This window comes from Blastococcus deserti (genome assembly GCF_042682525.1).
Classification (GTDB): Bacteria; Actinomycetota; Actinomycetes; order Mycobacteriales; family Geodermatophilaceae; genus Blastococcus_B; species Blastococcus_B deserti.
On record NZ_JBHUHP010000019.1, the window covers coordinates 83112 to 107785 of the forward strand.

A 24674-nucleotide genomic window follows, 5' to 3' on the forward strand; every position below is an offset into this window, starting at 1 on the left:
CTCCCGGGGTCCCCCGACGAGAGGTGGCCCCGGTGCCCTCCGACAGCGTGCTCGCCGCCCGCGTGCAGGCCGTGCTCGACATCCCTCTCCACCGGTTCCTCGGCATGCGGCTGCGCGACCCGGCCGACCCGCCGGCGGGCGTCTGGTTCCCCGTCGATGCGCCGGCGCAGAACCAGGCCGAGCTGCTGCACGCCGGCGTCGTCTACACGCTGCTCGACGTCGCCGGCTTCCTCGCGCTGCTTCCCCACCTCGGCGACGGCGAGCACGCGGTCACGCACGACATGTCGGTGTCGCTGCTGCGCCCGGTCGCCGCCGGGAAGCGGGTGGACATCACCGGTTCGGTGCTGCGCCGCGGCCGGGCCGTCGCCTTCCTGCGGTCGGAGGCCAGCGTGGACGGCGTGGTGGTCGCCGCGGCACAGGTCACCAAGAGCGTCGTGCAGCTCCCCTGATCACCACAGCGACATCGACCGCCGGAAGATCCCCGCGAGGTCGTCCTCGGTGACCTCCCGCGGACTGGTGGCCAGCAGGCGCTGCTGCTTCATCGCCCCCTCGACCAGGTCGGGGATGTCCTCCTCGCCGAAGCCGACCGCCCCCACCCCGTTGGGGATGTCGATGTCGCGCATCAGGTCCGCGAGGACCAGCGGCAGGAACTCGGCGGGCTCCGTCGGCAGGCCGGCGTTGGGGGCGAGCAGCTGCGCCGCGCGGACGTGCCGCTCCGGGGATGCCTCGAAGGTGAACCGGAAGGCCTCCGGCGCGGTCAGCGCCACCGACATCCCGTGCGGCACCATCGGCTCGTCGGCCGGGTAGTCCTTCGGGTGGAAGTCCTTCACCTGCCCGGCGATCGGATAGGCGTTCGCGTGCGGGATGTGCACTCCCGCGTTGCCGAACCCCATGCCGGCGAACGTCGCGGCCATCGACATGTCGGCGCGCGCCTGCGCGTCGTCGCCGTGCCGGACCGCCCGGCGGAACGAGCCAGCCAGGAGGGTCAGCGACTTCTCCGCCCACATGTCCGAGATCGGGTTGGACCCGCAGTACGGGACCCGCTGGTCGGGGGTCTTGCGCTCGTAGCTGGTGTACCAGCGGGCGGTGTAGCTCTCCAGCGCGTGGCACAGGATGTCCATGCCCGACGCGGCAGTGACCCCGGGTGGCTGGGTGTGCGTGAGGTCGGGGTCTATCACGGCCAGGGTCGGGCGCAGCCACGCGTGGCTGATCCCCGTCTTCACCCGCGCCGCAATCACGTCCATGACGCAGATCGTGGTGCTCTCCGAGCCGGTGCCCGTCGTGGTCGGGACGGCGACGAGCGGCTTCAGCTGCTGCGACGGCGCCTGGCCCTTGCCGACCGGCACGTTGACGTAGTCCATGAGCTCGCCGGGATTGGTGGTGAGCAGGTTGATCGCCTTGGCCGTGTCGATGCTGGAGCCGCCGCCCACGGCGACGTAGGCGTCCCACGGCCCAGTGGAGCGCGCCTCGTCGATCGCGGCGACCAGGCTGACGTCGGTCGGCTCCACGTGCACGCCGTCGTACACGTGGGCGTCGATGCCGAACTGGCCCATCTGGTCGGCCACGCGCTGCGGGATGCCGGTGGCCGCGAGGCCCGCGTCGGTGATCACGAGCACGCGCCGGACGCCGTACCGGCTGAGGTCGAAGCCGATCTCGTCGGAGGCTCCGCTCCCGAACTTCAGCAGCGGCGCCCCATAGGTGAACACGGATTCGGGGTTGGCGGGGAAGGCGGTGCTCATGGCGTCCCTCTCTGCGACCGGTGCGACGGGGTTGCAGCGAATGTTGCACGAGCTTGTGATCAGCACCACACCGGCGGAAGACTCGGCGGCACCGTCGCCGCCCGACCGCGACCGGACGACTCCCAGCCCAGGAGGCCCCAGTGACCGACGCGCCCCCCACCGCTCCCGCCCTCGACGACCTGCTCGCCGACTCGCCCACCAACTGGGGCAAGTGGGGCCCGGACGACGAGGTGGGGGCGCTGAACTACCTGGGCCCGGAACAGGTGCTGGCGGCCGCCCAGCTGGTGACCTCGGGCAAGGTCTTCACCCTGCAGCGGCTGATCGGCGACCCGAAGGGCGACCCCGTCTGGCCCGGCCGGACACCCGCCGAGCGGACCCAGATCCTCGACGAGTCGACCTGGGACTCCCCCGACGCCCCGCAGTACCCGGGCGGTCTCCACTACGCCGACGACAAGATCAACGCCTTCCTCCAGGGATCCACGCAGTACGACGGCCTGGGGCACGTCTGGTACGGCGGGAAGCTCTGGAACGGCTACGACGCCCGCACCACCATCGGGGGCCTGGAGAAGGCGAGCGTCGAGCCGATCGCGCAGCGCGGCGTCGTCGGCCGCGGCGTCCTGCTGGACATGGCCCGCTTCCGCGGCAAGGAGACCCTGGACAAGGGCGAGACCTTCACCCACGAGGACCTCCTGGCCTGCGCGCAGGCGCAGGGCGTGGAGATCCGGCCGCGCGACGTCCTGGTCATCCGGACCAATTTCCTGTCGCTGTTCTTCCAGCAGGGCGAGGCCTTCTACGAGGGCTTCAACGAGCCGGGCCTGGTCTACAGCCCCGAGCTCGTGCGGTGGTTCCAGGACATGGAGATCCCCAACCTGGTCACCGACACCATCGCCAACGAGGTCACCATCGACCCGAACAACGGCGTCGCCCTGGTGCTGCACAACGCCCTGATGCGCAACCTCGGGGTCACCCTCACCGAGATCGCCGACCTGGAGCAGCTCGCCGCCGACTGCGCCGAGGACGGGAAGTACGAGTTCCTCTACGTGGCCGCGCCGCTGAAGGTGGCCAAGGGCAGCGGCGCACCGGTCAACCCCGTGGCCATCAAGTAGGACCTCGTGAGCGACTACGACGACCGCCCCTGGCTGGCCCTCTACGGCGACCAGCCCGCGGACTACGACATCGAGTTCGGCGACGCGCTGAGCATGTTCCGTGCCGGCCTGGCCCGGGATCCCTCGGGCGACGCACTGCGGTACTTCGACGGCGTCATCAGCCGACAGGAGCTCGACGAGCTCAGCGACGGGCTGGCCGGCGGCCTGCTCGCCAACGGGTTCTCCCCCGGCGACCGGCTGGCCGTCTACCTCCAGAACGTGCCGCAGTTCGTCATCGCGATGGTGGGGGTCTGGAAGGCCGGCGGCGTCATGGTGTCGATCAACCCCATGAGCCGGGCGCGGGAGCTGTCCTACCTGCTGAAGGACTCCGGGGCGACGGTGCTGGTCGCCCTGGAGTCGCTCTACGACCAGGTCGCGCGGGACGTCGTCCCCGACACCGACGTCCGGCTGGTGCTCACGACCAGCGAGCTGGAGTTCCAGACCCGCAACGACGAACGGCTGTTCGCCGGCACGGCGCGGCAGCGGCACGAAGGGACGACGGACTTCGGCGAGTTCGTCGCCGAGCACCGCGGCCAGGCGCCGCCGCGGACGCAGCTGGGCCCCGACGACGTCGCGTTCCTGACCTACACCTCCGGGACCACCGGCGTGCCGAAGGGCGCCATGAACACCCACCGGAACGTGGTGTTCACCGCTCAGGTCTACCGCGACTGGGTGCACGCCGGCCGCGACGGCGCCATCTTCGGGATCGCGCCGCTGTTCCACATCACCGGTCTGATCGGGCACATCGCGGTCAGCATGCTGGTGCCCGCTCCCCTGGTGCTCGCCTACCGGTTCGAGCCGCAGGTGGTCCTGGACGCGTTCCTCGAGCACCGGCCGGCGTTCACCATCGGGGCGATCACCGCGTTCAGTGCCCTGCTGAACGCACCCGGGTTCACCACGGACCACTTCGCGTCGTTCACGTCGATCTACTCCGGCGGAGCCGCGATCTCGCCGACCGCGGAGCAGAACTTCCGGAAGGCCACCGGCAAGCAGGTCCACAACGCCTACGGCCTCACCGAGACGACCTCCCCCATGACGCTCACCCCGTTCGGGTCGCCGTCGCCGGTGGACCCCACGTCCGGTGCCCTGTCGGTGGGCGTGCCGGCGCCGAACACCATCGTGCGCATCCAGGACGACGACGGGAAGGACGTCCCCCTCGGCGAGGTCGGCGAGATCGTCGCCGACGGGCCGCAGGTGGTCGCCGGCTACTGGGGCAAGCCCGAGGAGACGGCCGCCAACCTGCCCGGTGGCGCGCTCAGGAGCGGCGATGTCGGCTTCATGAACCCCGAAGGATGGGTCTTCATCGTCGACCGCAAGAAGGACATGATCAACGCGTCGGGCTACAAGGTGTGGCCGCGGGAGGTCGAGGACGTCCTGGCCGAGCACCCGGCGGTCCGCGAGTCGGCGGTCGTGGGCGTCCCTGACGAGAAGCGCGGCGAGACCGTGAAGGCCTTCGTGAGCCTGAAGCCGGGGGCCAGCGTCACGCCCGAGGAGCTGATCGCGCACTGCAAGGAGCGCATGGCCGCCTACAAGTACCCGCGCAGCGTCGAGCTGATCGACGAGCTGCCCAAGACCGTCACGGGCAAGATCCTGCGCCGGGAGCTGCGGGGGTAGCCGGCATCGTCCGGCGGGCGGGCGTCCCCGTCCTGCGGGACGCTGCCCGCATGACGACACCGGCGCCCGACGACCCACAGCCCCGCGACATCGCCCTCGAGCAGGAGACGCCCGAGCTGGCCGCCGACCTCGAGGCCCAGAGCGAGCCGCCGACGCCGGAGCCGGGCGAGGGGTCGTAGCGGACCGGGCGGGGTAACTCACGCCCATGACTGCGGACACCGGTCCCCGGACCCGCGTCGTGGCGGGTCGCTATGCGCTCCGGAGCGTGATCGGCCGCGGCGGCATGGGCACGGTGTGGCTGGCAACCGACCGGGTCCTCGACCGGCAGGTCGCGCTCAAGGAGGTGACCTTCTCCGTCCATCTCAGCGACGAGGAGCGCCGCATCCTGCGCGAGCGCACGCTGCGCGAGGCCCGCGCCGCCGCGCGGCTCGAGCACCCCTGCGTGACGACGGTCTACGACGTCGTCGAGGAGGCGGGCAAGCCGTGGCTGGTCATGGAGCACGTCGCCGCCCGGAGCCTGCAGGACATCCTCGAGAACGACGGGCCCTTGCCCGTCGCCGCCGTGACCCGCATCGGCCTCGACGTGCTGGCTGCCCTCGACGCCGCGCATCAGGCCGGGATCGTGCACCGCGACGTCAAGCCGGCCAACGTGCTCGTCGAGCGCGACGGGCACGCCCGTCTCACCGACTTCGGCATCGCCACCACCACCGGTGACTCCAGCCTGACCACCGAGGGAACGCTCATCGGGTCGCCGTCCTACATGGCGCCCGAGCGCGCCCACGGCGACGAGCCCCGGCCACCGGTCGACCTGTGGTCCCTCGGCGTGACCCTCTACACGGCGGTCGAGGGACGGCTGCCCTTCGACCGCGGCGACGCGATGGCCACCCTCCTCGCCGTCGTCGCCGAGCATCCCGCCCCGATGCTCCGCGCGGGCCCACTGGAGCCGGTCCTGCGCGGGCTGCTCACCAAGGACCCGGCACAGCGGACGACGGCCGAGCAGGCGCGGCAGCAGCTGCTGGCCGTCGCGTCCGGCGCCGTCCCCGAGCCGCCCCGCCCCCCGTCCGCGCCGCCACCCCCTCCCCCGCCGCCCGGCGGCGTGCGCGGGCACTCGATGGAACGGATCGACGCCGAGGACCTCCGCAGACTGGCGTCCGCCTCCCGGGCGCTGCTCGGTTCCGTCGCCCGCGACGCCCGCGACGTGCTCGCCGAGCGCCGCCGCGAGCGCAAGACCCACGACCCCCGCGCGCGGGCGGGACGGTCGCCGCGGAATCCCGCTCCGCCGCCCCGGCGCCGGCGGTTCAAGCGGCGGTGGGTCGTCGTCCCGGTGCTCATGACCGTGCTCGTGGTGACGCTGCTGCTGATCGGAGCCGCCGTCGGCCTGGCCTACGTCCTCGGCGTGTTCTGAGCGCCCCGGCTCAGCGACCGACGGCCGCGCGCTCGGCGTCGATGCGGCGTCCGGCCACGTAGTACAGCGTCGTCCCCTCCGGCACGGGGGTCTCCCACGGCGGGCTGACGACCAGTCCGTCCGCGCCCCGGACCGCCAGCAGGGTGGCGCCGAACGTGCGGCCGAAGTACGTCTGGCAGTCGCCGAAGGTGGCATGCGGAAAGCCGGCCGGAACCCGCATCGAGTAGGTGTTCCCGTGGCCGCCGGCGCTCATCAGGTCGTTGTAGACCTGGGTGATGCCCGGGTCGCTGGCCTCCTCGGAGAGCAGGAAGGGCATGTGCCACTGCACGGCCTGCACACCCGGGTTGACGTAGCGGAGGTTCTCCCGGCGGCCCAGGTCGCGGACCGCGGCCACCAGGTGGATGTCGGGATTGGCGTGGTCGACCGCCACGGCGATCGCGAGCGTCTCGTTGTCGTCGCGCCCGTCGATCACCGCGGTCCGGGCCCGCGCCACGCACGCCCGCGTCATCACGTCCTCGTGCGCCAGGTCCCCTCGCACGAAGTGCACGGACGGCCGGTCGGGCATCGGGTTCTCCGGCACGTCGCCCCAGGCGCAGAGCGCCACCTGGACCCGGCCCTCCGCCGTCAGCTCCGCGACGATGCGCTCGGTGCGGCCCGGCCAGTAGCCGAGCAGGACGACGTGGTCGGACAGGTCCAGGGGAACCACACCTCTCAGTCGCCGGCCCCGGATCGACTGCAGGGCACCGGCCAGCTGGGTGAACAGGAGCGTGAGCGTGACGATGCCGCCGACGATCACGTAGGTGCCGACGACCCGCCCCGCCGTCGACACCGGGAACACGTCGCCGTACCCGACGGTCGCCGAGGTGACGAGGAAGTACCACCAGTAGGTCCCCGGCGCGGCGATGTCGCTCCCGGCCGGCTCCACCAGCGCCATCGCCAGCCAGCTGGTGAGGAACACGGCGACGGCCACGGCCAGCGGCAGCCGCCATCCCCGCAGGCGCAGTCGCAGGAACCGCGACAGGCGGTGGAACAGGAACGGCACCGGCACTCCTCCGTCGTCCGGACGGACAGCGCAAGCTACCGCCCGCCCGGCCGGCGCGGGAGCCGGACCCGGTCAGCCGACCGGTGTGCCCTCCCGCTGAGCGCCGCCGGAGTGCCGACCGCGGCGCAGGTGGATCCGCTCGCGATGGGCCTCCGGCGAGTGGACGACGGTCACCGGGCAGGAGGCGTGCAGGGCGCACTGCATGCTCACCGACCCGAGCAGCATGCTCGCGAAGCCGCCGTGCCCACGGCTGCCGACCACCAGGAGGTCCGCGCCCTGCGACTCGCCGATGAGCACGTCGGCGGGCGCTCCCATGACGGCGCGCAGGCGCACCTCCGGTGGCGGCTGCGGCCCCTCGGCCACGACGCCGGACACGAACTCCCGCAACCGGTCGAGCGCCGCCTTCCGCGGCTCCTCGGGGTCGTACGGGGCGACCGCGTCGAAGTCCAGCCAGTTCTCCGGCGGCCGGTACGCCGTCACCGCCTCGACGGGGACGCCCCGCCGTACCGCGTCCTGCAGCCCGAACAGCAGCGCGGCCCGCGCCCCGGTCGAATAGTCGATGCCGACGACGACCCGCGGCCCGCGGGACCGCACGTCGTCGCCGAGCGGATCGGTCTGCCCGGTCATGACGCCACCTCCTCCGAACCCACCACCAGCAGCTCGGCTCCCGTCCGGGCTGCCACGTCGGCCACGGTCACCGGCGACGTGACCGCCGCGATCCGGGTGCGGCCGTGCACACCCGTCTCGGCGACGGCCCGCTCCACCATGGCCGCGAGAGCCTGCTCCATCTCGGCCCGACCCTCGTCGGGCTGGGCGGGGTCACCGGCCCACACGGTCACCGCGAGCAGCTCGGCGTCGCGGCGCTCGGCCTCCCGCAGCGCCCAGACCAGTGCCTGGTAGCCGCATGCCGACGGCCGCACGTCGACGAGCACGAGTGGCCGGTCGGCTGCGTCGACCGGCGCGCCACCGGCGCCCGTGGCCATGCTGGAAGCGTGCTCCCGTCGCCCTCCCTCCGACAAGGGGGGCGGCGACATCGCCGGACGTGTCGTTCCCGCGTCCCGCGGGGGAGAGGCGGATGCGTAGGGGCAGAGCACGGTACGCGCGCCGAGCAGCATGCCGCCGCGGGTCGTAACGTCCGGCACGTGAGCGATCTGAGCCCCGACTTCTACGCCCTCGAGGAGCTGCTCGCCCCCGAGGAGATCGAGATCCGCGACCGGGTCCGGGCCTTCTGCGAGAAGGAGGTGACGCCGACGGTCAACGAGTACTGGGAGCGGGCCGAATTCCCCTTCGCGCTGGTGCCGAAGATCGCCGAGCTCGGGATCGCCGGCGGCACCATCGAGGGGTACGGCTGCCCCGGGATGAGCAACGTCTCCGCGGGACTGGTCGCCGCGGAGCTCGCCCGCGCCGACGGCAGCGTCGGCACCTTCAACGGCGTGCACAGCTTTCTCGCCATGCAGTCGATCGCGATGCTCGGCAGCGAGGAGCAGCGGGAACGCTGGCTGCCGGAGATGGCCCGGCTGGAGAAGATCGGCGCGTTCGGCCTCACCGAGCCCAGGCACGGCTCGGACGCCGTCGGGCTGGAAACCTCCGCCCGCCGGGACGGGGACGCGTTCGTCCTGAACGGGCAGAAGAAGTGGATCGGCAACGGCTCCATCGCCGACTACGTGCTCATCTGGGCGCGCGGTGAGGACGGCGCGGTCGGCGGTTACGTCGTCGAGAAGGGAACGCCGGGCTACCGGGCCACCGTGATGACCGGCAAGACCGCGCTCCGGGCGGTGTGGCAGGCCGAGATCACGCTGGACGACGTCCGGGTGCCGGCGGAGAACCGGCTCGCCGAGTGCCACTCCTTCAAAGACGTCTCCCGGGTGCTCGACCGCACCCGCTACACCGTCGCCTGGCGCGCGCTGGGGCTGGCGACGGCGTCCTACGAGCTCGCGCTGGCGCACGCGCTCCGGCGGGAGCAGTTCGGCCAGCCCATCGCCGGCTACCAGCTCGTGCAGGACAAGCTGGCCCGGATGCTGGCCGAGATCACCTCGATGCAGCTGATGTGCTGGCGGCTGTCGAAGCTCGCCGACTCCGGCCGCATGACCGCGGCGATGGCGTCCTTGGCCAAGATGAACCACGCCGCGAAGGCCCGCGCCATCGTCGCGGACGCCCGCGACATCCTCGGCGGCGACGGCATCCTGCTGGAGAACCACGTCGCCCGGCACCACGCCGACATGGAGGCGGTCTTCACGTTCGAGGGCACCGACTCGGTGCAGGCGCTCATCGTCGGCCGGGAGATCACCGGCCTGTCGGCCATCAGCGGGCGCAAGCCGGCCCGCTGACCACCCGCCCGGCCACCCGCCCCCGGCGTCAGCGCGCCGACGTCAGGGGTCTGGCGACGGCGGTGATGCGCTGGCAGTCGGGGCAGGCGGTCCGGCCGCGGCCGACGCGCTCCCACTTCTGCGAACCCCAGACCTGGACGATCGCGCCGCAGACGGCGAGCTCCACCTCGCCGTCGAGCTCGGTCGGGGGGCGGTGCGCCTCGACGGCGTGCCAGGGGTGGTGCTGCTCCGCCGGCCGCCCCCGTGACCAGCGATCGGGTCGGGCGAAACCCACGGCATACGTGTCCACATCGGACCTGTTCCCCGGATAACAGCAGGTCAATCGCCCAGATCGAGCGAATCCGGACGTCGGCGGCTGGTTGGGTGTGGCACGGGCCCGGGAGGGGAAAAGAGGGCCCACCCAGGTCCCTCCAGCGACGAGGAGTTCCCATGACCGAGACCCAGCGCGACGTGGTCGACCTGCTCTCCGCGGACCACCGGGAGTTCGACCGGATCTTCACCGAGCTCGAAGGACTGCGGGGTCGCAGCGCACCCGGCGACCTCGAGCGCAAGCGGGAACTGGTGGACGAGGTCACGATCGGCCTCGTCAAGCACTCGGTCGCCGAGGAGACCCAGGTGTACCCGCGCGTGGAGAAGAAGATCGACAAGGACGAGGCCGAGCACTCGAAAGAGGAGCACGCCGAGGCCGAGGAGACGATGAAGCGGCTGGAGCGCATGGACCCCGGCGATCCGCAGTTCGACGACGCGGTGGCCGAGCTCATCCGGGAGATCCGCCACCACGTCGAGCACGAGGAGGGCCGCATGTTCACGGAGCTGCGGGCCAACTTCACGCACGACGAGCTGGTGGAGATGGCCGGCATGGTCGAGACCGTGAAGAAGCTGGGCCCGACCCGTCCGCACCCCATGACTCCCAACGACGCCGGCGTCCGGCTGGCGGTGGGGCCGGTGGCCAGCCTGCTCGACCACCTCCGCGACGCCGTCAGCGGGCGGGGGAAGAAGAGCGACTGACCCACCACCGGACCGGCGCGGGCGCGTTACCTTCGTAGGACGCCGATCGGAGGGAGCGCGGGCATGGATCCGGTCAGTCTGCTGGTGGGTGGTGCGCTGCTCGCCGCCGGATTCCTCGCCGGGCGGCTCGGTCGCCGCCGGACCGCTCCTCCCCCACCGGTGACACCGCTGTGCGGGTGCGGACACACCCTGAGCCAGCACGACCGCGAGACGCACACCTGCTACGCCGAGCTGCGTCGCGACAACTACGACAAGCGCGGTCGCTGGGCCGGCGTCAGCTGGGTGCCCTGCACCTGCCGCCAGTACGTGGGTCCGCGCCCCATCGACGAGGTGTTCGCGCCCCCGCTGCTGCCGCCCGCCGTCGACTGAGTCGGGCGCAGGGGCCGGACCGACTGGCCCCGGTCGCTCCCGGGCATGAGCCGGTCATGGACCTCCGCCCCGATCCCCGTGCGGCCCGCCGCCGCGCCGTGGTCCTCGCCGCCACCGAGCCCGCGCGCACGCTGGTCAGCGCCGGCGCCATGGCCGCCGGGCTGCCCCTGCTGCGGTTCGCGCCGCGCGGCGAGCCGCACCCGGTGCTCGTGCTGCCGGGCCTCCTGGCGTCCGACCTGTCCACCCGGGTGCTCCGCGGATGGCTGCGGCGACTCGGCTATCCCGTCGTCGGCTGGGCCCTGGGCCGCAACCGCGGACCCACCGAGGAGGTCCTCACCGAGCTGCCGCTGCTGGTCGACCGGCTGGCCCGCGAGCACGCGACGTCGGTGAGCATCGTCGGCTGGAGCCTCGGCGGCATCTACGGGCGCCGGCTGGCCCGCCGCGCCCCCCGCCAGGTCCGGCAGGTCATCTCCCTCGGCTCGCCGTTCGCCCTCGCCGACCGGCCCCTCGGCGACGGCCTCGGCGCCCGCGTGCACCGACGGCCGGCACCCGGCGGCCGGCGCGTGCACGCCACCCCGACCTCGCCCGCTCGGCCGCTGCAGGTGCCGAGCACCGCGGTGTACTCGACCTGGGACGGGGTCGTGGACTGGCGGGCCTGCCGTCAGGAGCCCGGGCCGATCAGCGAGAACGTCGCCGTCCGCAGCAGTCACCTGGGGATGGGCCACGACCCCGCCGTCCTGTGGGTCGTGGCCGACCGGCTGGCCCAGCCACGCCACGACTGGCGTCCCTTCGAGCGGCCCACCCGCTTCGGTCTCGGCGCGCTGTTCCCGCCGGAGGACTGAGCCGGCCCGTCACCGGGTCCGGCGCCCGGGCCGGGTCACGGCTCGCCCATCACCAGGCCCTCGATGGTGTGCCGCTGCACGATCGGCTCCAGCTCGTCCACCACGCGGCCGAGCAGGTGCGCGCGCACGTCCTCCGGGATGCTGTCGTAGTAGGTCCGCGTCATGGCCATGTCGTGGAAGGCGTCGTGACCCGCGCCCGGCGCGTCGACGCCGACCACCAGGACCGGCCGGGACAGCTGCGAGCGGTTGGCCGTGCCGCGGTGCAGAGTGAGGGCCGACCGGGCCGACATGTCGCCCCGGCGGGGCAGCTTCCGCTGGGCGATCGCCTCGTACCGCGGCCAGTACTCGCGCGGCGGGAACATGCCGTGGTCGAAGTCGAGCCCGGGCTCCCACTGGGTCCCGGGCGCGATCTCGAAGGGGCCCATGTCCTCGGTCGTGTCGACCGCGGTCAGGTTGAAGGCCAGCGAGGTGAGCCGGTGGCCCTCGTAGGTCTCCGGCGGCGAGGGGAAGTCGCGGTGCCAGGGCTGGTTCTGCGCGCCGGCGAACGGGATGTCGAAGCCGAGCTCGAGCACCTGGTAGTCGGGCCCCAGGGCGGTCTCGCACACCGCCCTGAACCAGGGGTGGGAGACGATGTCGAGGAAGCCGCGCAGCTGCTCGGGGTGGATCTCGACGTAGTAGCGGTTGGGCCCGCGGCCCACGGCGCCGCCCTCGCGGTCGATCGCCTCCTCGAAGGCGGCTTCGATGTCCTCCCGCATGCGGTCGGCCCACTCGGTGCGGAACGCGCCCGTGAGGGCCGTGATGCCGTCGGTCATGAGCGCGTGCTCGATCGCCGCACGGTCGATGGTGTCGGCGGTGGTCGTCATGCGGGACTCCTTCGTCGCCTGCCTGCCTGCCGCGGTTTTCCAACGTTAGAACCGGCCGCGAGCCGGAGCCAGCCCGGCGCCGAGCCGTCCTGCGCTCAGCCGGCCCGGGCCCCGACCGTGCTCTCGCGGACGGCGAGGCCGAAGTCCGCGGTCACCTCGCGGGGGACGCCCCGCCCCTCGGACTCCAGCTGCTCGGACTCCAGTTGCTTGGACTCCAGCTGCATCGACTCCAACTGCGTGGCCAGGAACTCCACGGCCAGGGACGCGATCTGCTGCTTGTCGGGGCTGATAGTGGTGAGCGTCGGAGTGCTGTACCGGCCGTCCTCCACGTCGTCCCAGCCGACGACGGCGACGTCGTCGGGCACCCGCACACCCCGTTCGTGCAGGGCGCGCAGGGCCCCCAGGGCCAGCAGGTCGTTGAAGCAGAACACCGCGTCCGGCGGCTCGGGCAGGTCGAGGAGCCGGTGCATGGCCGCGGCGCCGTCGGCACGGTGGTAGCGCTCCACCGGGCACACCAGCTCGGGCGGCGCCGGCAACCCCGCCCGAGCCAGGGCCTGGAGGTGACCCCTGAGCCGCAGGTGGGCCGTCTGGGAGGTGGGCCGCGGCTGATCGCCGATCGCGGCGATGCGCCGCCGTCCCAGCTCGACCAGGTGCCCGGTGGCCACCTGCGCGGCCGCCAGGTTGTCGATGGACACGTGGTCAGCCGGACCGTCGTAGACCCGCTCGCCGAGGAGGACCAGCGGGGTGGTGTCGCGGCGCCGTTCCAGGTCGGCCGCCCCGAGCGTGATCGGGCTGAAGATGAGGCCGTCGATCAGGCGCCCCCGGATGCCGTCGAGCACCAGTTGCTCGCGTTCGACCAGGCCGTCGGTCTGGTCGATGAGCACCGTCCAGCCGACCTCCTCGGCCGCCTTGATGACCGAGCGCGCCAGCTCGGCGAAGTAGGGCAGGTCGAGCTCGGGCAGGGCCAGGGCGATGACGTTGGAACGGCCCCGGCGCAGGTTCCGGGCGGCGAGGTTCGGCCGGTAGTGCAGCTCGTCGATGGCCTGCTGGACGCGGGCGCGGGTCTCCGCGGTGACGTGCTGGTAGCCGTTGACCACGTTGGAGACGGTCTTCACCGACACTCCGGCCCGGGCAGCCACGTGCTTGAGGCTGACCCGTTCACCGGGAGAGCTGGTCGCCACCAGGAAAAGGTAGCGGGCAACCGATACGGGTGACGGCTTCGGCCTTCGGTCACCGGTGGATAACGCCGCTGTGGCGCAGGTCACAGGCACCGTGTACAACGATGCACACCCCGTTGCCGACCTTCCGAAACCCTCTTCGACACCCCGGACGGCTCGCTGCACATGAACGGATCCTCGCTCGTCCTCGACCCCCGCTTCGTCCTGGCCGAGGTCGACCGCCGGCTCTTCGGCTCGTTCGTGGAGCACATGGGGCGTTGCGTCTACACGGGCATCTTCGAGCCCGGCCACCCCACCGCCGATGACTCGGGTCTCCGGGGCGACGTGCTGGAGCTGGTGCGCGAGCTCGGGCCCACCGTGGTGCGCTACCCCGGCGGCAACTTCGTCTCGGGCTACCGGTGGGAGGACGGCGTCGGCCCGGTGGAGGACCGCCCCGCGCGGCTCGACCTCGCCTGGCGGGCCCTCGAGCCGAACACCTTCGGCCTCAACGAGTTCATGCACTGGGCCCACGCCGCGGGGGTCGAGCCGATGATGGCCGTGAACCTCGGCACCCGGGGGGTCCAGGAGGCCTGCGACCTCCTCGAGTACACCAACCACCCCGGCGACACGTACTTCTCCGACCTCCGCCGGTCCCACGGGGCCAAGGACCCGCACGGCATCAAGCTGTGGTGCCTGGGCAACGAGCTCGACGGCCCGTGGCAGGTCGGCCAGAAGACTGCGCACGAGTACGGGCGGCTGGCGGCCGAGACGGGGAAGGCGATGCGGCTGGTCGACCCCTCGATCGAGCTCGTGGCGGTCGGCAGCTCGAACAGCGGGATGTCGACGTTCGCCTCCTGGGAGGCGACGGTGCTCGAGCACACCTACGGCGTCGTCGACTACATCTCGCTGCACGCCTACTACGAGCAGCACGGGGACGACGTCGACAGCTTCCTCGCGACGGCGACCGACATGGACATGTTCATCGACGCCGTCATCGCCACCGCGGACCACGTGGGAGCGCGGTTGCGGCAACGCAAGAAGCTGCGGCTGGCCTTCGACGAGTGGAACGTCTGGTACCAGGAGCGCTTCGTCGGCCAGACCAACCTCGACTGGCGCTACGCCCAGCCGCTCATCGAGGACAACTACACCGTCGTCGACGCGGTCGTCGTCGGCAGCTACTTGATCTCGCTGCTCAACCACGCCGACCGCGTCGCGATCGCCTGTCAGGCACAACTGGTCAACATCATCGCGCCCATCCTCACCGAGCCGGGTGGGCGCGCGTGGCGCCAGACGATCTTCTACCCCTTCACCCAGGCCGCGCGGCTCGCCCGAGGGCGGGTGCTGCGCACGCTGGCTGACTCGCCGCTGTACGCCACGGCGAGGTTCGGCGAGGTACCGGTGCTGCACTCCACGGCCACCTACGACGAGGACACCGGCGACCTGTGCGTCTTCGCCGTCAACCGCAGCACGACGGAGACGTTGCCCCTGACCGCCGACCTGCGCGGCTTCGGCCCTCTGCAGGTGGCCGAGCACTCCGTGCTCGCCGACGACGACCTGCAGGCCCGCAACACCGCCGACCACCCCGACCGGGTCAGCCCCCGTCGCGGCGAGGGCGCCCGGCTCGACGGGGGACGTCTCACCGTCGGCCTGCCCCCCGCGTCGTGGAACGTCCTCCGGCTCGCCCCCGCCCCGACCCGTTGAACCGACAGCTCTCACCCACCGTCCGACGACAGGGAGCAGACAGATGAGACGAATCTCCTGGACCGCAGCGGTCGCTGCGAGCCTCACGAGCGCCCTGGTGCTCTCCGGGTGCGGAGGGGGCCAGGGACCCGGTGGCCCGTCGACGGCCGAGACCGGGGAGTTCACCGGTGAGTACGACGGGCCGGAGGTGACGCTCTCGTACTGGAACGGCTTCACCGGCGGTGACGGGCCGTTCATGCAGGACCTCGTCGACCAGTTCAACGAGGAGCACGACAACATCACGGTCGAGTCGAACACCATCCAGTGGGCCGACTTCTACCAGCGCGTGCCCGCCGCCGTGCAGGCCGGCCAGGGGCCGGACGTCGGCGTGATGCACCTCGACCAGCTGGCCACGCACGCCGCCCGCAACATCATCGTCCCGCTCGACGACCTCGCCGAGGGCATCGGTCTCTCGGAGGAGGACTTCACGGCCGAGATCTGGGACGCCGGCATCTACGAGGGCGCGCGCTACGGCATCCCCCTCGACGTGCACTCGCTCGCGATGTACTACAACACCGAGCACTTCCAGCAGGCGGGCATCACCGAGCCGCCGACCGACGAGGCCTCGTTCATGGACGCCCTGGGCAAGCTGCAGGCAGCGGGCTTCCAGACCCCCTTCTGGATGCCCTCGCTGTGGCCCAGCCACCTCATCTTCCTGACGCTGAGCTGGCAGAACGGTGAGCCGCCCTACGGCGAGGACGGCACCGAGGCGACGTACGACTCGCAGGCCGGCGTCGACGCGCTCACCTGGCAGCGGTCGATCGTCGACCAGGGCTTCAGCCCGCCCAACGTGGCCATCGACGCGCAGTACGTCGCCTTCAAGAACGGCGAGACGTCGATCACCTGGGACGGCATCTGGCAGCTCAACGACCTCCAGGAGAACAACGTGCCGTTCGGCATCGCGCCCCTGCCGACGATCGGCGAGGAGGAGGCCGTCTGGGCCAACTCGCACCACTTCTTCCTCAGCCGCCAGGCGGCCGAGGACGAGAACAAGGCGCAGGCCGGCCGGGTCTTCATCGCCTGGATGAGCGAGCACTCCGGTGACTGGGCGGGCTCCGGGATGATCCCGGCCCGGCAGTCCGAGCGCGAGGGCGGCGCCCTCGCCGACGCGCCGCAGGCGGTCATCGCCGAGCAGATCGAGAACATGCGCTTCCTGCCGCCGGTCCCCGGCCTCGGAGGCGTGCAGGCCGAGGCGCTCGAGCCGGCCGTCGCCAACGGTGTCCTCGGGGAGGAGCCCCCGGAGGAGGCCCTCGCATCGGCGGCCGACAAGGCCAACGAGCTGATGGAACGCAACCGAGAGTCGTTCGGGGACTGACATGGCCACCACCGTCACGGCGCCCAGCAGCGACAGCGTGTCCGACGCCCGCCGCGGCCGGGCGCCGCGACGGCGGGACGTGCAGGGCGCCGGCTTCACACCCTGGCTGTTCCTGGCGCCGTACCTGGTGCTCTTCCTGGCCTTCGTGGTCGCTCCGATCGCCTACGGCTTCTGGATCAGCCTGCACCGCTACGACTACACGCTCCCGAACAAGCCGTTCGTCGGCCTCGAGAACTACACCGACCTGGTCACGCCCGACTCGCTGACCTTCGACGCCTTCTGGAACTCGATGCGGGCCACCGCGATCTTCACGGTGTTCAGCGTTCCGCTCCTGCTGGTCGTGCCGCTGGTCATCGCGCTGACCATGAACCGGAAGTTCCCGGGCCGGAACCTCTTCCGGGCCGTGTACTTCGCCCCGTACGTGCTGGGCGTCGCGGTGGTCACCGTGCTGTGGCGCTACCTGCTGGACAGCAACATCGGGCCGGTCAACTACTACCTCGGCCTGCTGGGCCTCCCCGACGACACCGCGTGGACGACGTCGACGCCGGCGGCCTGGTTCGCCCTCGTCGGCGTCACCGTCTGGTGGACCCTCGGCTTCAATGCCGTCATCTACCTGGCGGGCCTGCAGGACATCCCGAAGGAGCTGTACGAGGCGGCGGAGATGGACGGGGCCAGCCGGTGGCAGCAGCTCCTCAACGTGACGCTGCCGGGGCTCAAACCGGTGCTCTCCTTCGTCACGATGACCACGATCATCGCCTCGGCGAACATGTTCGGGCAGTCGTACCTGATCACCAAGGGCGCGCCCGGTACCGAGACCCGGACGGCGATCTACCAGATCGCCGAGACGGGCCTGCGCAACTACCAGATGGGCAGTGCCGCGGCGATGAGCTACGTGCTCACGCTGTTCCTGGTCCTCCTCAGCGTCCTGGTGTTCTGGCTGTTCCGGGAGCGCCAGAAGCCGAAGGGCGCGGCACCGTGGATGCTCCGGCAGGGAAGGGGCTGACATGTCGACGTCGCTGGAGTCCCGCCCGGCCGCTGCGCCGTCGCCGGCCTCGGCCGGTCGCTCCGCGCCGCGGACGCCGCCACGCCTGGTGGCCCGGAAGACGGTGCGCTACGCCCTGCTGATCCTGCTGGCGCTGCTGTTCGTCAGCCCGCTGGTCTTCATGCTGGTGACGTCGTTCAAGACCCGGGCCGACGCCGCCTCGCTGCCGCCGACCTGGTTCCCGAACCCGTTCAGCCCCGACGCGTACGGCAGCCTCCTGGCGACCGACACGCAGACCCCGGTGCTGCGCTGGTTCGGCAACAGCATGCTGGCCGCCGCCCTGCACGCCCTGCTGGTGGTGGCGACGTCGGCGCTGGCCGCCTATCCCCTGGCCCGCATGGAGTTCCGGGGCAAGCGGATCGTCTTCGCGGCGATCGTGGCGACGCTGTTCGTGCCCCCCGTCATCCTGATCATCCCGAACTACCTGATCGTCGGGCAGCTCTACTGGCTGGACACCCTGCTGGCGATCGTCGTCCCCACGGCGGCGTCGGCCTTCGGCGTCTTCTTCCTGCGGCAGTTCTTCCTGGGCCTGCCCAAGGAACTGGAGGAGGCCGCACGGCTCGACGGCGCCAACCGGCTGCAGATCTTCTTCCGGGTCGTGCTCCCGCTGTCGCGGCCGGCGCTGGTGACGCTGGCCATGCTGTCGTTCCTCACCAACTACAACGACTTCCTCTGGCCGGTCTACGTGCTCTTCAGCCCCGAGTCGCAGACGCTGCCGGCGGGGTTGTCCACGCTGCAGACCGCCAACGCCGTCCGCTACGACCTGCTCATGGCCGGCGCGGTGGTGGCCAGCGTGCCGGTGCTGGCGCTGTACGTGGCGGCGCAGCGGTTCATCATCGAGGGCGTGTCGCGGTCCGGGCTCAAGGGGTGAGCCCGCGGTGCGAGCCGTTCGGCTCGCTCCCCGACGGACGGGACGTCGAGCGGTACGTCCTGCAGGCGGGTGCGGTGGAGGTCGCCGTCCTCACCTACGGCGCGGTCCTGCAGTCGGTCCGCACCCCCGACGCCCGGGGCTCGGGGGCCGACATCGCGCTGGGGTACGACGACCTCGACGGCTACCTGCGCGACACGACGTACGTGGGGGCGGTGGTCGGCCGGTTCGGCAACCGCATCGCCGGCGGCCGGTTCCTCCTCGACGGCGTGGAGCACGTGCTGCCGCGCAACCACGGCACCTCGTGCCTGCACGGGGGGCCGGCGGGCTTCCACACCCGGCTGTGGTCGGCGCGGGAGGTGCCGGGCGGAGTCGAGCTGACGCTGACCAGTCCCGACGGCGACATGGGTTTCCCGGGCACCCTCACCGCCACCGTCACCTACGTGCTCGGCGACGACGGCCTCACGCTCACCTACGGCGCTGTCACCGACCGGCCGACCGTCGTGAACCTCACCAACCACGCCTACTGGAACCTCGCCGGCGGGGGGACGGTGGAGGACCACGTGGTGGAGCTCCCCGCCGCCCGCTTCGTGGCCGTCGACGACCGGTTGATCCCGACCGGCATCGAGCCGGTCGAGGGCACCCCGATGGACTTCCGCTCTCCCCGGCGGATCGGGGACCGGCTTCGCGACGGCACCGAGCAGCTGCAGCACGCCCGCGGGTACGACCACGCGTGGCTGCCCGACGGCCGGGGCCCGCGGTCGGTCGCCCGGGTGGGCGATCCGCCGTCGGGCCGGGTGCTGGAGGTGGTCAGCGACCAGCCGGGCGTGCAGTTCTACTCGGGCAACTTCCTCGACGGCAGCGTGCTGGGGCGCGGCGGCCGCGCCTACCGGCAGGGCGACGGTCTCTGCCTTGAGACCCAGCACCTGCGCGACTCCCCCAACCGGCCGGAGTTCCCCTCCACGGTGCTGCGGCCCGGCGAGCAGTACGCCACGACGACCACCTTCCGCTTCGGCACGTCGGACGGTGCGCGGTGAGGCGCGCCGGGGCAGCGGCCCTCGTCCTGGTCCTGCTGACCGGGTGCGGCGGCGGAGAAGCCGGCGGCGACGGCACCGCGGCTGCGTCGTCCCCGCCCGGGGCGGCGACCGACGGCAACCCGGTGCTCGACGAGGACTTCCCCGACCCGGACGTCCTCGAGGTCGACGGCACCTACTACGCCTACGCGACCAACACGGCGACGACCAACGTGCAGGTGGCCACCTCGACCGACCTGGTGTCCTGGGACGTGTCGGACGCCGACGCGCTGCCCGACCTGCCCTCGTGGGTCATCCCCGGGAAGACCTGGGCCCCGGAGGTCACCGAGGTCGCGCCCGGGCGGTTCGTCATGTTCCCCACGACGACCAACTTCCGCCCGCCGCTGCAGTGCATCGCGGTGGCCACGGCCGACTCCCCGGAGGGCCCGTTCCAGGTCGTCGGCGACGCGATGCTGATCTGCCCGCCGGACGAGGGCGGCGCCATCGACGCGTCCACGTTCACCGACGACGACGGCACCCGCTACCTGCTCTGGAAGAACGACGGCAACTGCTGCGGCCTCGACACCTGGCTGTCCATCGCTCCCCTGAGCCCCGACGGGCTGACGCTCGCCGGGCCGTCGACCCCGCTGGTGAAGCAGGACCAGGACTGGGAGGGCAGCCTCGTCGAGGCGCCCACCCTGGTGAAGCGGGACGGGAGGTACGTGCTGATGTACTCGGCCAACGACTACCGCGGCGAGCGGTACGCCATCGGGTACGCGACGGCCGACGCGGTGACCGGGCCGTACACCAAGGCCGAGGAGCCGCTGTTCAGCACGGACGCCGCCGACGGCCGGTACGTCGGCCCGGGCGGCCAGGACGTCGTCGTCGCCCCCGACGGCGGGGACCGGCTGGTGTTCCACTCCTGGTACGGCGGGGAGACCTACCGCGCCATGAACGCACTGGCCCTCAGGTGGGACGACGGCCGGCCGGTGGTCGCGCCGCCCGGGCCCGGCTGACCGGGGACGGCGGCGATGCGGAGATCAGGTCTCGACGGCCGCCAGCTCGGTGAGCGCCCGCACGAGTGCCGCGACGCGATCCGGGCCCACGGCCGTGGCCAGCGCCGACTCGTGGGCGGCCACGAGCGCCTCCAGCCGCGCGAGCCGCACGCGGCCCAGCTCCGACAGGTGGACGACGACCTTCCGGCCGTCGCGCGCATCCGGCAGCCGGTAGGCCAGGGCCGCGTCGACGGCGCCGTCGACCAGGCGCGTCAGCGTCGGCGCGGGCATGTGCAGGGCCGCGACCAGCTCCCCCATCGACCGGCCGTCGGCGCCGGCGAGCGAGCGGAGGAGGCGGTAGCCGTCGAGCGTGGCGCCGTCCTCGGCGAGGACCGTCGCGACGCCCCGGGCCACCCGCCGCTGCGTGACCGTCAGCAGCTCCACCAGGCCGTCGGTGACCCGGACGGGCGGTTCGGCTGCAGCATCCGCGCCCGGCACCATGGCCGCACCATACTCATGTCGTGACCAGCCAGCCCGGACTCCTGGACCCGTGGGAGGTCCTGCTGACCGGCCCGCGTGCCGACGTGGTCCGTGTCGGCCTGGCGGTCCCCCTGTCCGGCCCGCTGGCCATGACCGCTCCGTCGGCCCTGGACCTCGCGGGGCTGGCCGCGGACGAGGTCAACGCCGCGGGCGGTTCTGCGGGCCGGCCGGTCGAGCTGGTCGCCCTCGACTCCGGGCGCCCGCCGGAGGTCGTGGCCACCGACGCGGCGATGCTGCACCGGGCCGGCGCCTTCGACGTGCTCGTCGGCTTCCACACCAGCGACGTGCACCGGGCCCTGGAGCACGCGCTGCCCCCCGGTGCCCGCTACGTCTTCACCCCGCCGCACGAAGGCGGCCGGCGTCGCCCCGGGGTGGTCCGGATCGGCTCCTCCCCGCTCGAGCAGCACGCCGCCGCCGTGGCCTGGCTGGTCCGGCACCGCCGGGCCCGGCGCTGGGTGCTCCTGGGCACCGACTATGTCTGGCCGCGGGCGGTGCACCGCGCCGCCCAGCGGGTGCTCGCCGACGTCGGTGGTGAGGTCGTCGGCGAGGCGCTGGTGCCGTTCGGCCCAGGCGATCCCGGAGCGCTGCTGGACCTGGTCCTGCGGTCGCGCGCCGACGCCGTCCTGCTGAGCCTGGTCGGCCGCGACCTCGTGGCGTTCAACCGGGAGTTCACCCGGGCCGGCCTGGACCGAAGGGTGGTCCGGCTCTCCGGCGCGCTCGAGGAGAACGGGCTCTACGCGCTCGGCGGGGACGCCACCGGCGGGTTGTTCGCCTGCATGCCCTCCTTCGCCGCGGCCGACGACGGCGCGGACGAGGGACAGCTGGCCCTGCAGGAGCGGCACGCGCGCCGGTCGGGTCCCGCGGCGCCCGTCGTCTGCGCCTACGCCCGCGGGGTCTACGACGGCGTCCGGCTGGCCGCGGCCCTGGCCGGCGGCCGGCCGGTCCGCTCCCACCGGTCGGCTCCGCGGCTGGCCCAGGCCGACGGCCTGAGCTTCCGCGAGCTGACCGGGATGCGCACCGCCTGACCCCTCACCCGAATCGTTACTTCCACCTGGAAGCAGTTCCCTCTAGTCTCCACGCGGCCCGGCCGCGCGCCGGAGGCAGAGACACAGGAGTCGTCATGAGCGAGCCCCGCACCACCAACGATCCGGCCGCGCCGCTGCCCGGCGCCGCCCGCGGCCCGATCCCCGCGCACGGCGAGCCCGAACCGGGCATCGAGGCGTTCGGCTACCGCCAGGAGCTGAAGCGCTCGCTGAGCTTCACCGACCTGCTGGTCTACGGGCTGGTCTTCATGGTCCCCATCGCGCCGTTCGGCATCTTCGGCGGCGTCTTCCAGGCCTCGGGCGGCATGGTCGCCCTCGCCTACGCGATCGGCATGCTGGCCATGGCGTTCACCGCGGCGTCGTACTCGCAGATGTCGCGCGCCTTCCCGATGGCCGGCTCGGTCTACACGTACGCCGGCCGCGGCATCGCGCAGCCGGTCGGCTTCATCGCCGGCTGGATGATCCTGCTCGACTACGTGCTGGTCCCCGGCCTGCTCTACCTCATCGCCGCGATCGCGATGAACTCGATCGTGACGTCGATCCCGGTGTGGGTCTGGCTGGTCGGCTTCGTCGTCCTCAACACCGTCGTCAACTACATGGGCATCGAGTTCACCGCCCGCATCAACAAGCTGATGCTGATCGGTGAGCTGATCGTGCTGGCGATCTTCCTGGTCATCGGCGTCGTCGCCCTGGCGTCCGGCGAGGGGCGCGGCTTCGACTTCTCGCCGATCTACAACAGCGACACCTTCTCCCTCGAGCTGGTCTTCGGTGCCGTCTCCATCGCCGTCCTCAGCTTCCTCGGCTTCGACGGCATCTCCACGCTCGCCGAGGAGAACCGGGACGCCGCGCGCTCCCTGGGCAAGTCGATGATCGCCGCCCTGGTGCTGGCCGGGACCCTGTTCATCGTCCAGACGTGGGTCGCCGCCCTCCTCGTGCCCGACCCGGACACGCTGATCGCCGAGGGCGACGCGGCGGGGACGGCGTTCTACGACGCGGCCGAGGTCGCCGGCGGCGCCTGGCTGGCCACCCTCACCGCGGTGGCGACGGCGATCGCGTGGGGCTTCGCCAACTCCCTCGTCGCCCAGGCCGCCACCTCGCGGCTGCTGTTCGCGATGGCTCGCGACCGCCAGCTCCCGGCGATCCTCGCCAAGGTGGACCCGAAGCACCGCGTGCCCGTCAACGCCACCCTCGTGGTCGCGGTGATCTCCCTGGCGCTCGGCATCTACATGAGCCAGCGGGACGACGGCATCACCCTGCTCTCGACGCTGGTCAACTTCGGTGCGATGACGGCGTTCCTGCTGCTGCACGTGTCCGTCGTCTGGCACTTCATCGTGCGGCGGAAGAGCCGGAACTGGGGGCTGCACCTGGTCGTGCCGGTCATCGGCTTCGCGATCCTCGCCTACGTCGTCTACAACGCGCAGGTCGCCGCGCAGGAGCTCGGCTTCGTGTGGCTCGGCATCGGCGTCGCGCTGCTGGTCTTCCTGCTGGCCACCGGCCGCAAGCCCGAGCTCCGGGCGGAGGAGAACCTGTGACGGTCAGCCTCGAGGTCGTCTCCGTCGAACCGGCGCAGGACCAGCTCCGGTACACCTTCGGCGGCGGCGGCGGCGAGCCGCTGGTGCGGGTGCGCCCGGGCACCGTCGTCGAGCTGGCCACCGAGGACTGCTTCGGCGGCCGCGTCCGCAGCGCCGCCGACCTGCCCAGCCAGGTGTGCGAGTTCCCCTACCTCAACCCGGTGACCGGGCCGATCCACGTGGAGGGGGCCGAGCCGGGCGACACCCTGGCCGTGCACCTGGTCGACATCGCGCCGGCGCGCGACTGGGCGGTGTCCGCGACGTTCCCGCACTTCGGCGCCCTCACCGCGACCCACAACACGGCGATGCTGCACGACCCGCTGGAGGAGGTGGTCTGGGTCTACGAGGTCGACCGGGAGCGGGGCACCTGCCTGTTCCGGCCGCGCCGCGGCGGCCCGGAGGTCGAGCTCCCGCTGGACCCGATGCACGGGACGATCGGCGTCGCCCCGGCCGCCGGCGAGGTCTTCGCCAGCATCACGCCGGGGGCGCACGGCGGGAACATGGACACCCCGGAGATGCGTGCGGGGACGACGGCCTACTTCAACGTGAACGTCCCCGGCGGGCTGCTCGCGATCGGTGACGGGCACTGCCGGCAGGGCGAGGGCGAGGTGTGCGGCACGGCCGTGGAGGCCGCGATGCGCACCGTTGTCGTCGTCGACCTGATCAAGGGCGGCGGCCCGGCGGCACCCCTGGCGTGGCCGCGCATCGAGAGCGACGACTTCCTGATGTCGACGGGCTCGACCCGCCCGCTCGAGGACGCCTACCGGGTCAGCCAGCACGACCTCGTCACCTGGGCGGCCGAGCTGACCGGCTGGGACACCCTCGACGCCTACCAGCTGGTCAGCCAGGCGGGGCTCGCGCCGGCCGGCAACGTCGTCGACACCAATTACACGATGGTGGCGAAGCTGGCGAAGAAGCACCTCGGCTCCGCCGCCGTGGTCGCCGACGGGATGCACGACCGGCTGCGGGAGACCGCCGCGGCCTACCTCGCCCAGCGCTGAGCCGCGCACCTGTGCCCGCGAGCGGCGGGCGAGGG

Annotated in this window: 26 protein-coding genes; 18 read left to right on the forward strand and 8 right to left on the reverse strand. The window is 72.3% G+C overall.

The window, feature by feature from the left end:
* The first annotated feature begins 32 nt into the window (after positions 1-32).
* Complete coding sequence (locus ACFSHS_RS17940) at positions 33-449, forward strand: PaaI family thioesterase (RefSeq protein ID WP_376878994.1); 417 nt, start codon at positions 33-35, stop codon at positions 447-449.
* Here ACFSHS_RS17940 and ACFSHS_RS17945 read toward each other — a convergent pair whose 3' ends face one another.
* Positions 450-1739, reverse strand: a complete 1290-nt coding sequence (locus ACFSHS_RS17945; protein WP_376878997.1) for a hydroxyacid-oxoacid transhydrogenase — start codon at positions 1737-1739, stop codon at positions 450-452.
* Between the two features lie 140 nt (positions 1740-1879).
* Here ACFSHS_RS17945 and ACFSHS_RS17950 point away from each other — a divergent pair, with 140 nt between their 5' ends.
* Genes ACFSHS_RS17950 through ACFSHS_RS17965 form a run of 4 tightly spaced genes read left to right on the forward strand, consistent with a single transcriptional unit; the run spans position 1880 to position 5903 of the window.
* Complete coding sequence (locus tag ACFSHS_RS17950; protein WP_376879000.1) at positions 1880-2845, forward strand: cyclase family protein; 966 nt, start codon at positions 1880-1882, stop codon at positions 2843-2845.
* Positions 2846-2851: 6 nt separating this feature from the next.
* Positions 2852-4498: an AMP-binding protein gene (locus tag ACFSHS_RS17955; RefSeq protein ID WP_376879003.1), complete on the forward strand. Its 1647-nt coding sequence runs from the start codon at positions 2852-2854 to the stop codon at positions 4496-4498.
* Between the two features lie 50 nt (positions 4499-4548).
* The gene (locus tag ACFSHS_RS17960; protein ID WP_376879005.1) at positions 4549-4677 is read left to right on the forward strand and encodes a hypothetical protein; all 129 of its coding nucleotides are present in this window, start codon (positions 4549-4551) and stop codon (positions 4675-4677) included.
* Between the two features lie 26 nt (positions 4678-4703).
* On the forward strand, positions 4704-5903 hold the full coding sequence (locus tag ACFSHS_RS17965; RefSeq protein ID WP_376879008.1) for a serine/threonine-protein kinase: 1200 nt from the start codon (positions 4704-4706) through the stop codon (positions 5901-5903).
* Positions 5904-5913: 10 nt separating this feature from the next.
* Here ACFSHS_RS17965 and ACFSHS_RS17970 read toward each other — a convergent pair whose 3' ends face one another.
* From ACFSHS_RS17970 to ACFSHS_RS17980, 3 genes are all read right to left on the reverse strand, one after another.
* A complete protein-coding gene (locus ACFSHS_RS17970; RefSeq protein WP_376879010.1) occupies positions 5914-6945 on the reverse strand; it encodes an ion channel in 1032 nt (343 codons plus the stop codon).
* A 72-nt stretch (positions 6946-7017) separates the two neighbouring features.
* On the reverse strand, positions 7018-7572 hold the full coding sequence (locus ACFSHS_RS17975; protein WP_376879012.1) for a universal stress protein: 555 nt from the start codon (positions 7570-7572) through the stop codon (positions 7018-7020).
* Positions 7569-7928 carry a universal stress protein gene (locus ACFSHS_RS17980; protein ID WP_376879014.1) on the reverse strand — a complete coding sequence of 120 codons (360 nt, stop codon included), beginning with the start codon at positions 7926-7928 and terminating at the stop codon, positions 7569-7571. The genes ACFSHS_RS17975 and ACFSHS_RS17980 overlap by 4 nt, the downstream gene beginning before the upstream one ends.
* Positions 7929-8087: 159 nt before the next feature.
* Here ACFSHS_RS17980 and ACFSHS_RS17985 point away from each other — a divergent pair, with 159 nt between their 5' ends.
* Entirely contained in the window at positions 8088-9272 is a 1185-nt protein-coding gene (locus ACFSHS_RS17985; protein ID WP_376879017.1) for an acyl-CoA dehydrogenase family protein, read from the forward strand.
* Positions 9273-9300: 28 nt separating this feature from the next.
* On the opposite strand, the gene ACFSHS_RS17990 is transcribed toward ACFSHS_RS17985, so the two are convergent.
* Positions 9301-9546 carry a hypothetical protein gene (locus tag ACFSHS_RS17990; RefSeq protein ID WP_376879019.1) on the reverse strand — a complete coding sequence of 82 codons (246 nt, stop codon included), beginning with the start codon at positions 9544-9546 and terminating at the stop codon, positions 9301-9303.
* A gap of 155 nt (positions 9547-9701) precedes the next feature.
* Between ACFSHS_RS17990 and ACFSHS_RS17995 the strand changes: the two genes are divergently transcribed.
* From ACFSHS_RS17995 to ACFSHS_RS18005, 3 genes are all read left to right on the forward strand, one after another.
* Entirely contained in the window at positions 9702-10280 is a 579-nt protein-coding gene (locus tag ACFSHS_RS17995) for a hemerythrin domain-containing protein (protein WP_376879021.1), read from the forward strand.
* A 63-nt stretch (positions 10281-10343) separates the two neighbouring features.
* Positions 10344-10649, forward strand: a complete 306-nt coding sequence (locus tag ACFSHS_RS18000; RefSeq protein ID WP_376879024.1) for a hypothetical protein — start codon at positions 10344-10346, stop codon at positions 10647-10649.
* 56 nt (positions 10650-10705) lie between these two features.
* Positions 10706-11491 (forward strand): esterase/lipase family protein, encoded by a 786-nt coding sequence (locus ACFSHS_RS18005; RefSeq protein ID WP_376879027.1) that lies wholly within the window; start codon positions 10706-10708, stop codon positions 11489-11491.
* 35 nt (positions 11492-11526) lie between these two features.
* On the opposite strand, the gene ACFSHS_RS18010 is transcribed toward ACFSHS_RS18005, so the two are convergent.
* Both ACFSHS_RS18010 and ACFSHS_RS18015 read right to left on the reverse strand, forming a co-directional pair.
* On the reverse strand, positions 11527-12354 hold the full coding sequence (locus ACFSHS_RS18010; RefSeq protein WP_376879030.1) for a phytanoyl-CoA dioxygenase family protein: 828 nt from the start codon (positions 12352-12354) through the stop codon (positions 11527-11529).
* A gap of 95 nt (positions 12355-12449) precedes the next feature.
* A complete protein-coding gene (locus tag ACFSHS_RS18015) occupies positions 12450-13535 on the reverse strand; it encodes a LacI family DNA-binding transcriptional regulator (RefSeq protein WP_376879032.1) in 1086 nt (361 codons plus the stop codon).
* Positions 13536-13697: 162 nt separating this feature from the next.
* On the opposite strand from ACFSHS_RS18015, the gene arfA reads away from it, so the two are divergent.
* The 6 genes from arfA to ACFSHS_RS18045 are packed head-to-tail and all read left to right on the forward strand — an operon-like array spanning position 13698 to position 20505.
* Positions 13698-15212: an arabinosylfuranosidase ArfA gene (arfA, locus tag ACFSHS_RS18020; RefSeq protein ID WP_376879035.1), complete on the forward strand. Its 1515-nt coding sequence runs from the start codon at positions 13698-13700 to the stop codon at positions 15210-15212.
* A 43-nt stretch (positions 15213-15255) separates the two neighbouring features.
* Entirely contained in the window at positions 15256-16566 is a 1311-nt protein-coding gene (locus tag ACFSHS_RS18025; protein WP_376879038.1) for an ABC transporter substrate-binding protein, read from the forward strand.
* Between the two features lies 1 nt (position 16567).
* Positions 16568-17569, forward strand: a complete 1002-nt coding sequence (locus ACFSHS_RS18030) for a carbohydrate ABC transporter permease (RefSeq protein ID WP_376879040.1) — start codon at positions 16568-16570, stop codon at positions 17567-17569.
* A gap of 1 nt (position 17570) precedes the next feature.
* Entirely contained in the window at positions 17571-18479 is a 909-nt protein-coding gene (locus ACFSHS_RS18035) for a carbohydrate ABC transporter permease (protein ID WP_376879042.1), read from the forward strand.
* Positions 18476-19513 carry an aldose epimerase family protein gene (locus ACFSHS_RS18040; protein ID WP_376879044.1) on the forward strand — a complete coding sequence of 346 codons (1038 nt, stop codon included), beginning with the start codon at positions 18476-18478 and terminating at the stop codon, positions 19511-19513. The genes ACFSHS_RS18035 and ACFSHS_RS18040 overlap by 4 nt, the downstream gene beginning before the upstream one ends.
* Positions 19510-20505: a glycoside hydrolase family 43 protein gene (locus ACFSHS_RS18045; RefSeq protein ID WP_376879046.1), complete on the forward strand. Its 996-nt coding sequence runs from the start codon at positions 19510-19512 to the stop codon at positions 20503-20505. Before ACFSHS_RS18040 ends, ACFSHS_RS18045 begins: the two co-directional genes overlap by 4 nt.
* Before the next feature lie 24 nt (positions 20506-20529).
* Here the strand turns inward: ACFSHS_RS18045 and ACFSHS_RS18050 are convergent, their stop codons facing one another.
* On the reverse strand, positions 20530-20985 hold the full coding sequence (locus ACFSHS_RS18050) for a MarR family winged helix-turn-helix transcriptional regulator (RefSeq protein WP_376879049.1): 456 nt from the start codon (positions 20983-20985) through the stop codon (positions 20530-20532).
* 20 nt (positions 20986-21005) lie between these two features.
* On the opposite strand from ACFSHS_RS18050, the gene ACFSHS_RS18055 reads away from it, so the two are divergent.
* The 3 genes from ACFSHS_RS18055 to ACFSHS_RS18065 all read left to right on the forward strand — a co-directional run bounded on the left by ACFSHS_RS18055 (position 21006) and on the right by ACFSHS_RS18065 (position 24639).
* Positions 21006-22049, forward strand: coding sequence for an ABC transporter substrate-binding protein (locus ACFSHS_RS18055; RefSeq protein WP_376879051.1), 1044 nt, complete (start codon positions 21006-21008; stop codon positions 22047-22049).
* 95 nt (positions 22050-22144) lie between these two features.
* Positions 22145-23599 carry an APC family permease gene (locus ACFSHS_RS18060; RefSeq protein WP_376879053.1) on the forward strand — a complete coding sequence of 485 codons (1455 nt, stop codon included), beginning with the start codon at positions 22145-22147 and terminating at the stop codon, positions 23597-23599.
* On the forward strand, positions 23596-24639 hold the full coding sequence (locus tag ACFSHS_RS18065) for an acetamidase/formamidase family protein (protein ID WP_376879056.1): 1044 nt from the start codon (positions 23596-23598) through the stop codon (positions 24637-24639). Before ACFSHS_RS18060 ends, ACFSHS_RS18065 begins: the two co-directional genes overlap by 4 nt.
* Positions 24640-24674: the final 35 nt, after the last annotated feature.

Bases quoted from the DNA above. Each gene is read 5' to 3' on its own strand.
- ACFSHS_RS18060 (WP_376879053.1), top strand. From the start codon at position 22,145: ATGAGCGAGCCCCGCACCACCAACGATCCGGCCGCGCCGCTGCCCGGC.
- ACFSHS_RS17995 (WP_376879021.1), top strand. From the start codon at position 9,702: ATGACCGAGACCCAGCGCGACGTGGTCGACCTGCTCTCCGCGGACCAC.
- ACFSHS_RS18005 (WP_376879027.1), top strand. From the start codon at position 10,706: ATGGACCTCCGCCCCGATCCCCGTGCGGCCCGCCGCCGCGCCGTGGTC.
- ACFSHS_RS18010 (WP_376879030.1), bottom strand. From the start codon at position 12,354: ATGACGACCACCGCCGACACCATCGACCGTGCGGCGATCGAGCACGCG.
- ACFSHS_RS17975 (WP_376879012.1), bottom strand. From the start codon at position 7,572: ATGACCGGGCAGACCGATCCGCTCGGCGACGACGTGCGGTCCCGCGGG.
- ACFSHS_RS17945 (WP_376878997.1), bottom strand. From the start codon at position 1,739: ATGAGCACCGCCTTCCCCGCCAACCCCGAATCCGTGTTCACCTATGGG.
- ACFSHS_RS17960 (WP_376879005.1), top strand. From the start codon at position 4,549: ATGACGACACCGGCGCCCGACGACCCACAGCCCCGCGACATCGCCCTC.
- ACFSHS_RS17980 (WP_376879014.1), bottom strand. From the start codon at position 7,928: ATGGCCACGGGCGCCGGTGGCGCGCCGGTCGACGCAGCCGACCGGCCA.
- ACFSHS_RS17965 (WP_376879008.1), top strand. From the start codon at position 4,704: ATGACTGCGGACACCGGTCCCCGGACCCGCGTCGTGGCGGGTCGCTAT.
- ACFSHS_RS18025 (WP_376879038.1), top strand. From the start codon at position 15,256: ATGAGACGAATCTCCTGGACCGCAGCGGTCGCTGCGAGCCTCACGAGC.
- ACFSHS_RS18050 (WP_376879049.1), bottom strand. From the start codon at position 20,985: ATGGTGCCGGGCGCGGATGCTGCAGCCGAACCGCCCGTCCGGGTCACC.
- ACFSHS_RS18030 (WP_376879040.1), top strand. From the start codon at position 16,568: ATGGCCACCACCGTCACGGCGCCCAGCAGCGACAGCGTGTCCGACGCC.
- ACFSHS_RS18000 (WP_376879024.1), top strand. From the start codon at position 10,344: ATGGATCCGGTCAGTCTGCTGGTGGGTGGTGCGCTGCTCGCCGCCGGA.
- ACFSHS_RS18035 (WP_376879042.1), top strand. From the start codon at position 17,571: ATGTCGACGTCGCTGGAGTCCCGCCCGGCCGCTGCGCCGTCGCCGGCC.
- arfA (WP_376879035.1), top strand. From the start codon at position 13,698: ATGAACGGATCCTCGCTCGTCCTCGACCCCCGCTTCGTCCTGGCCGAG.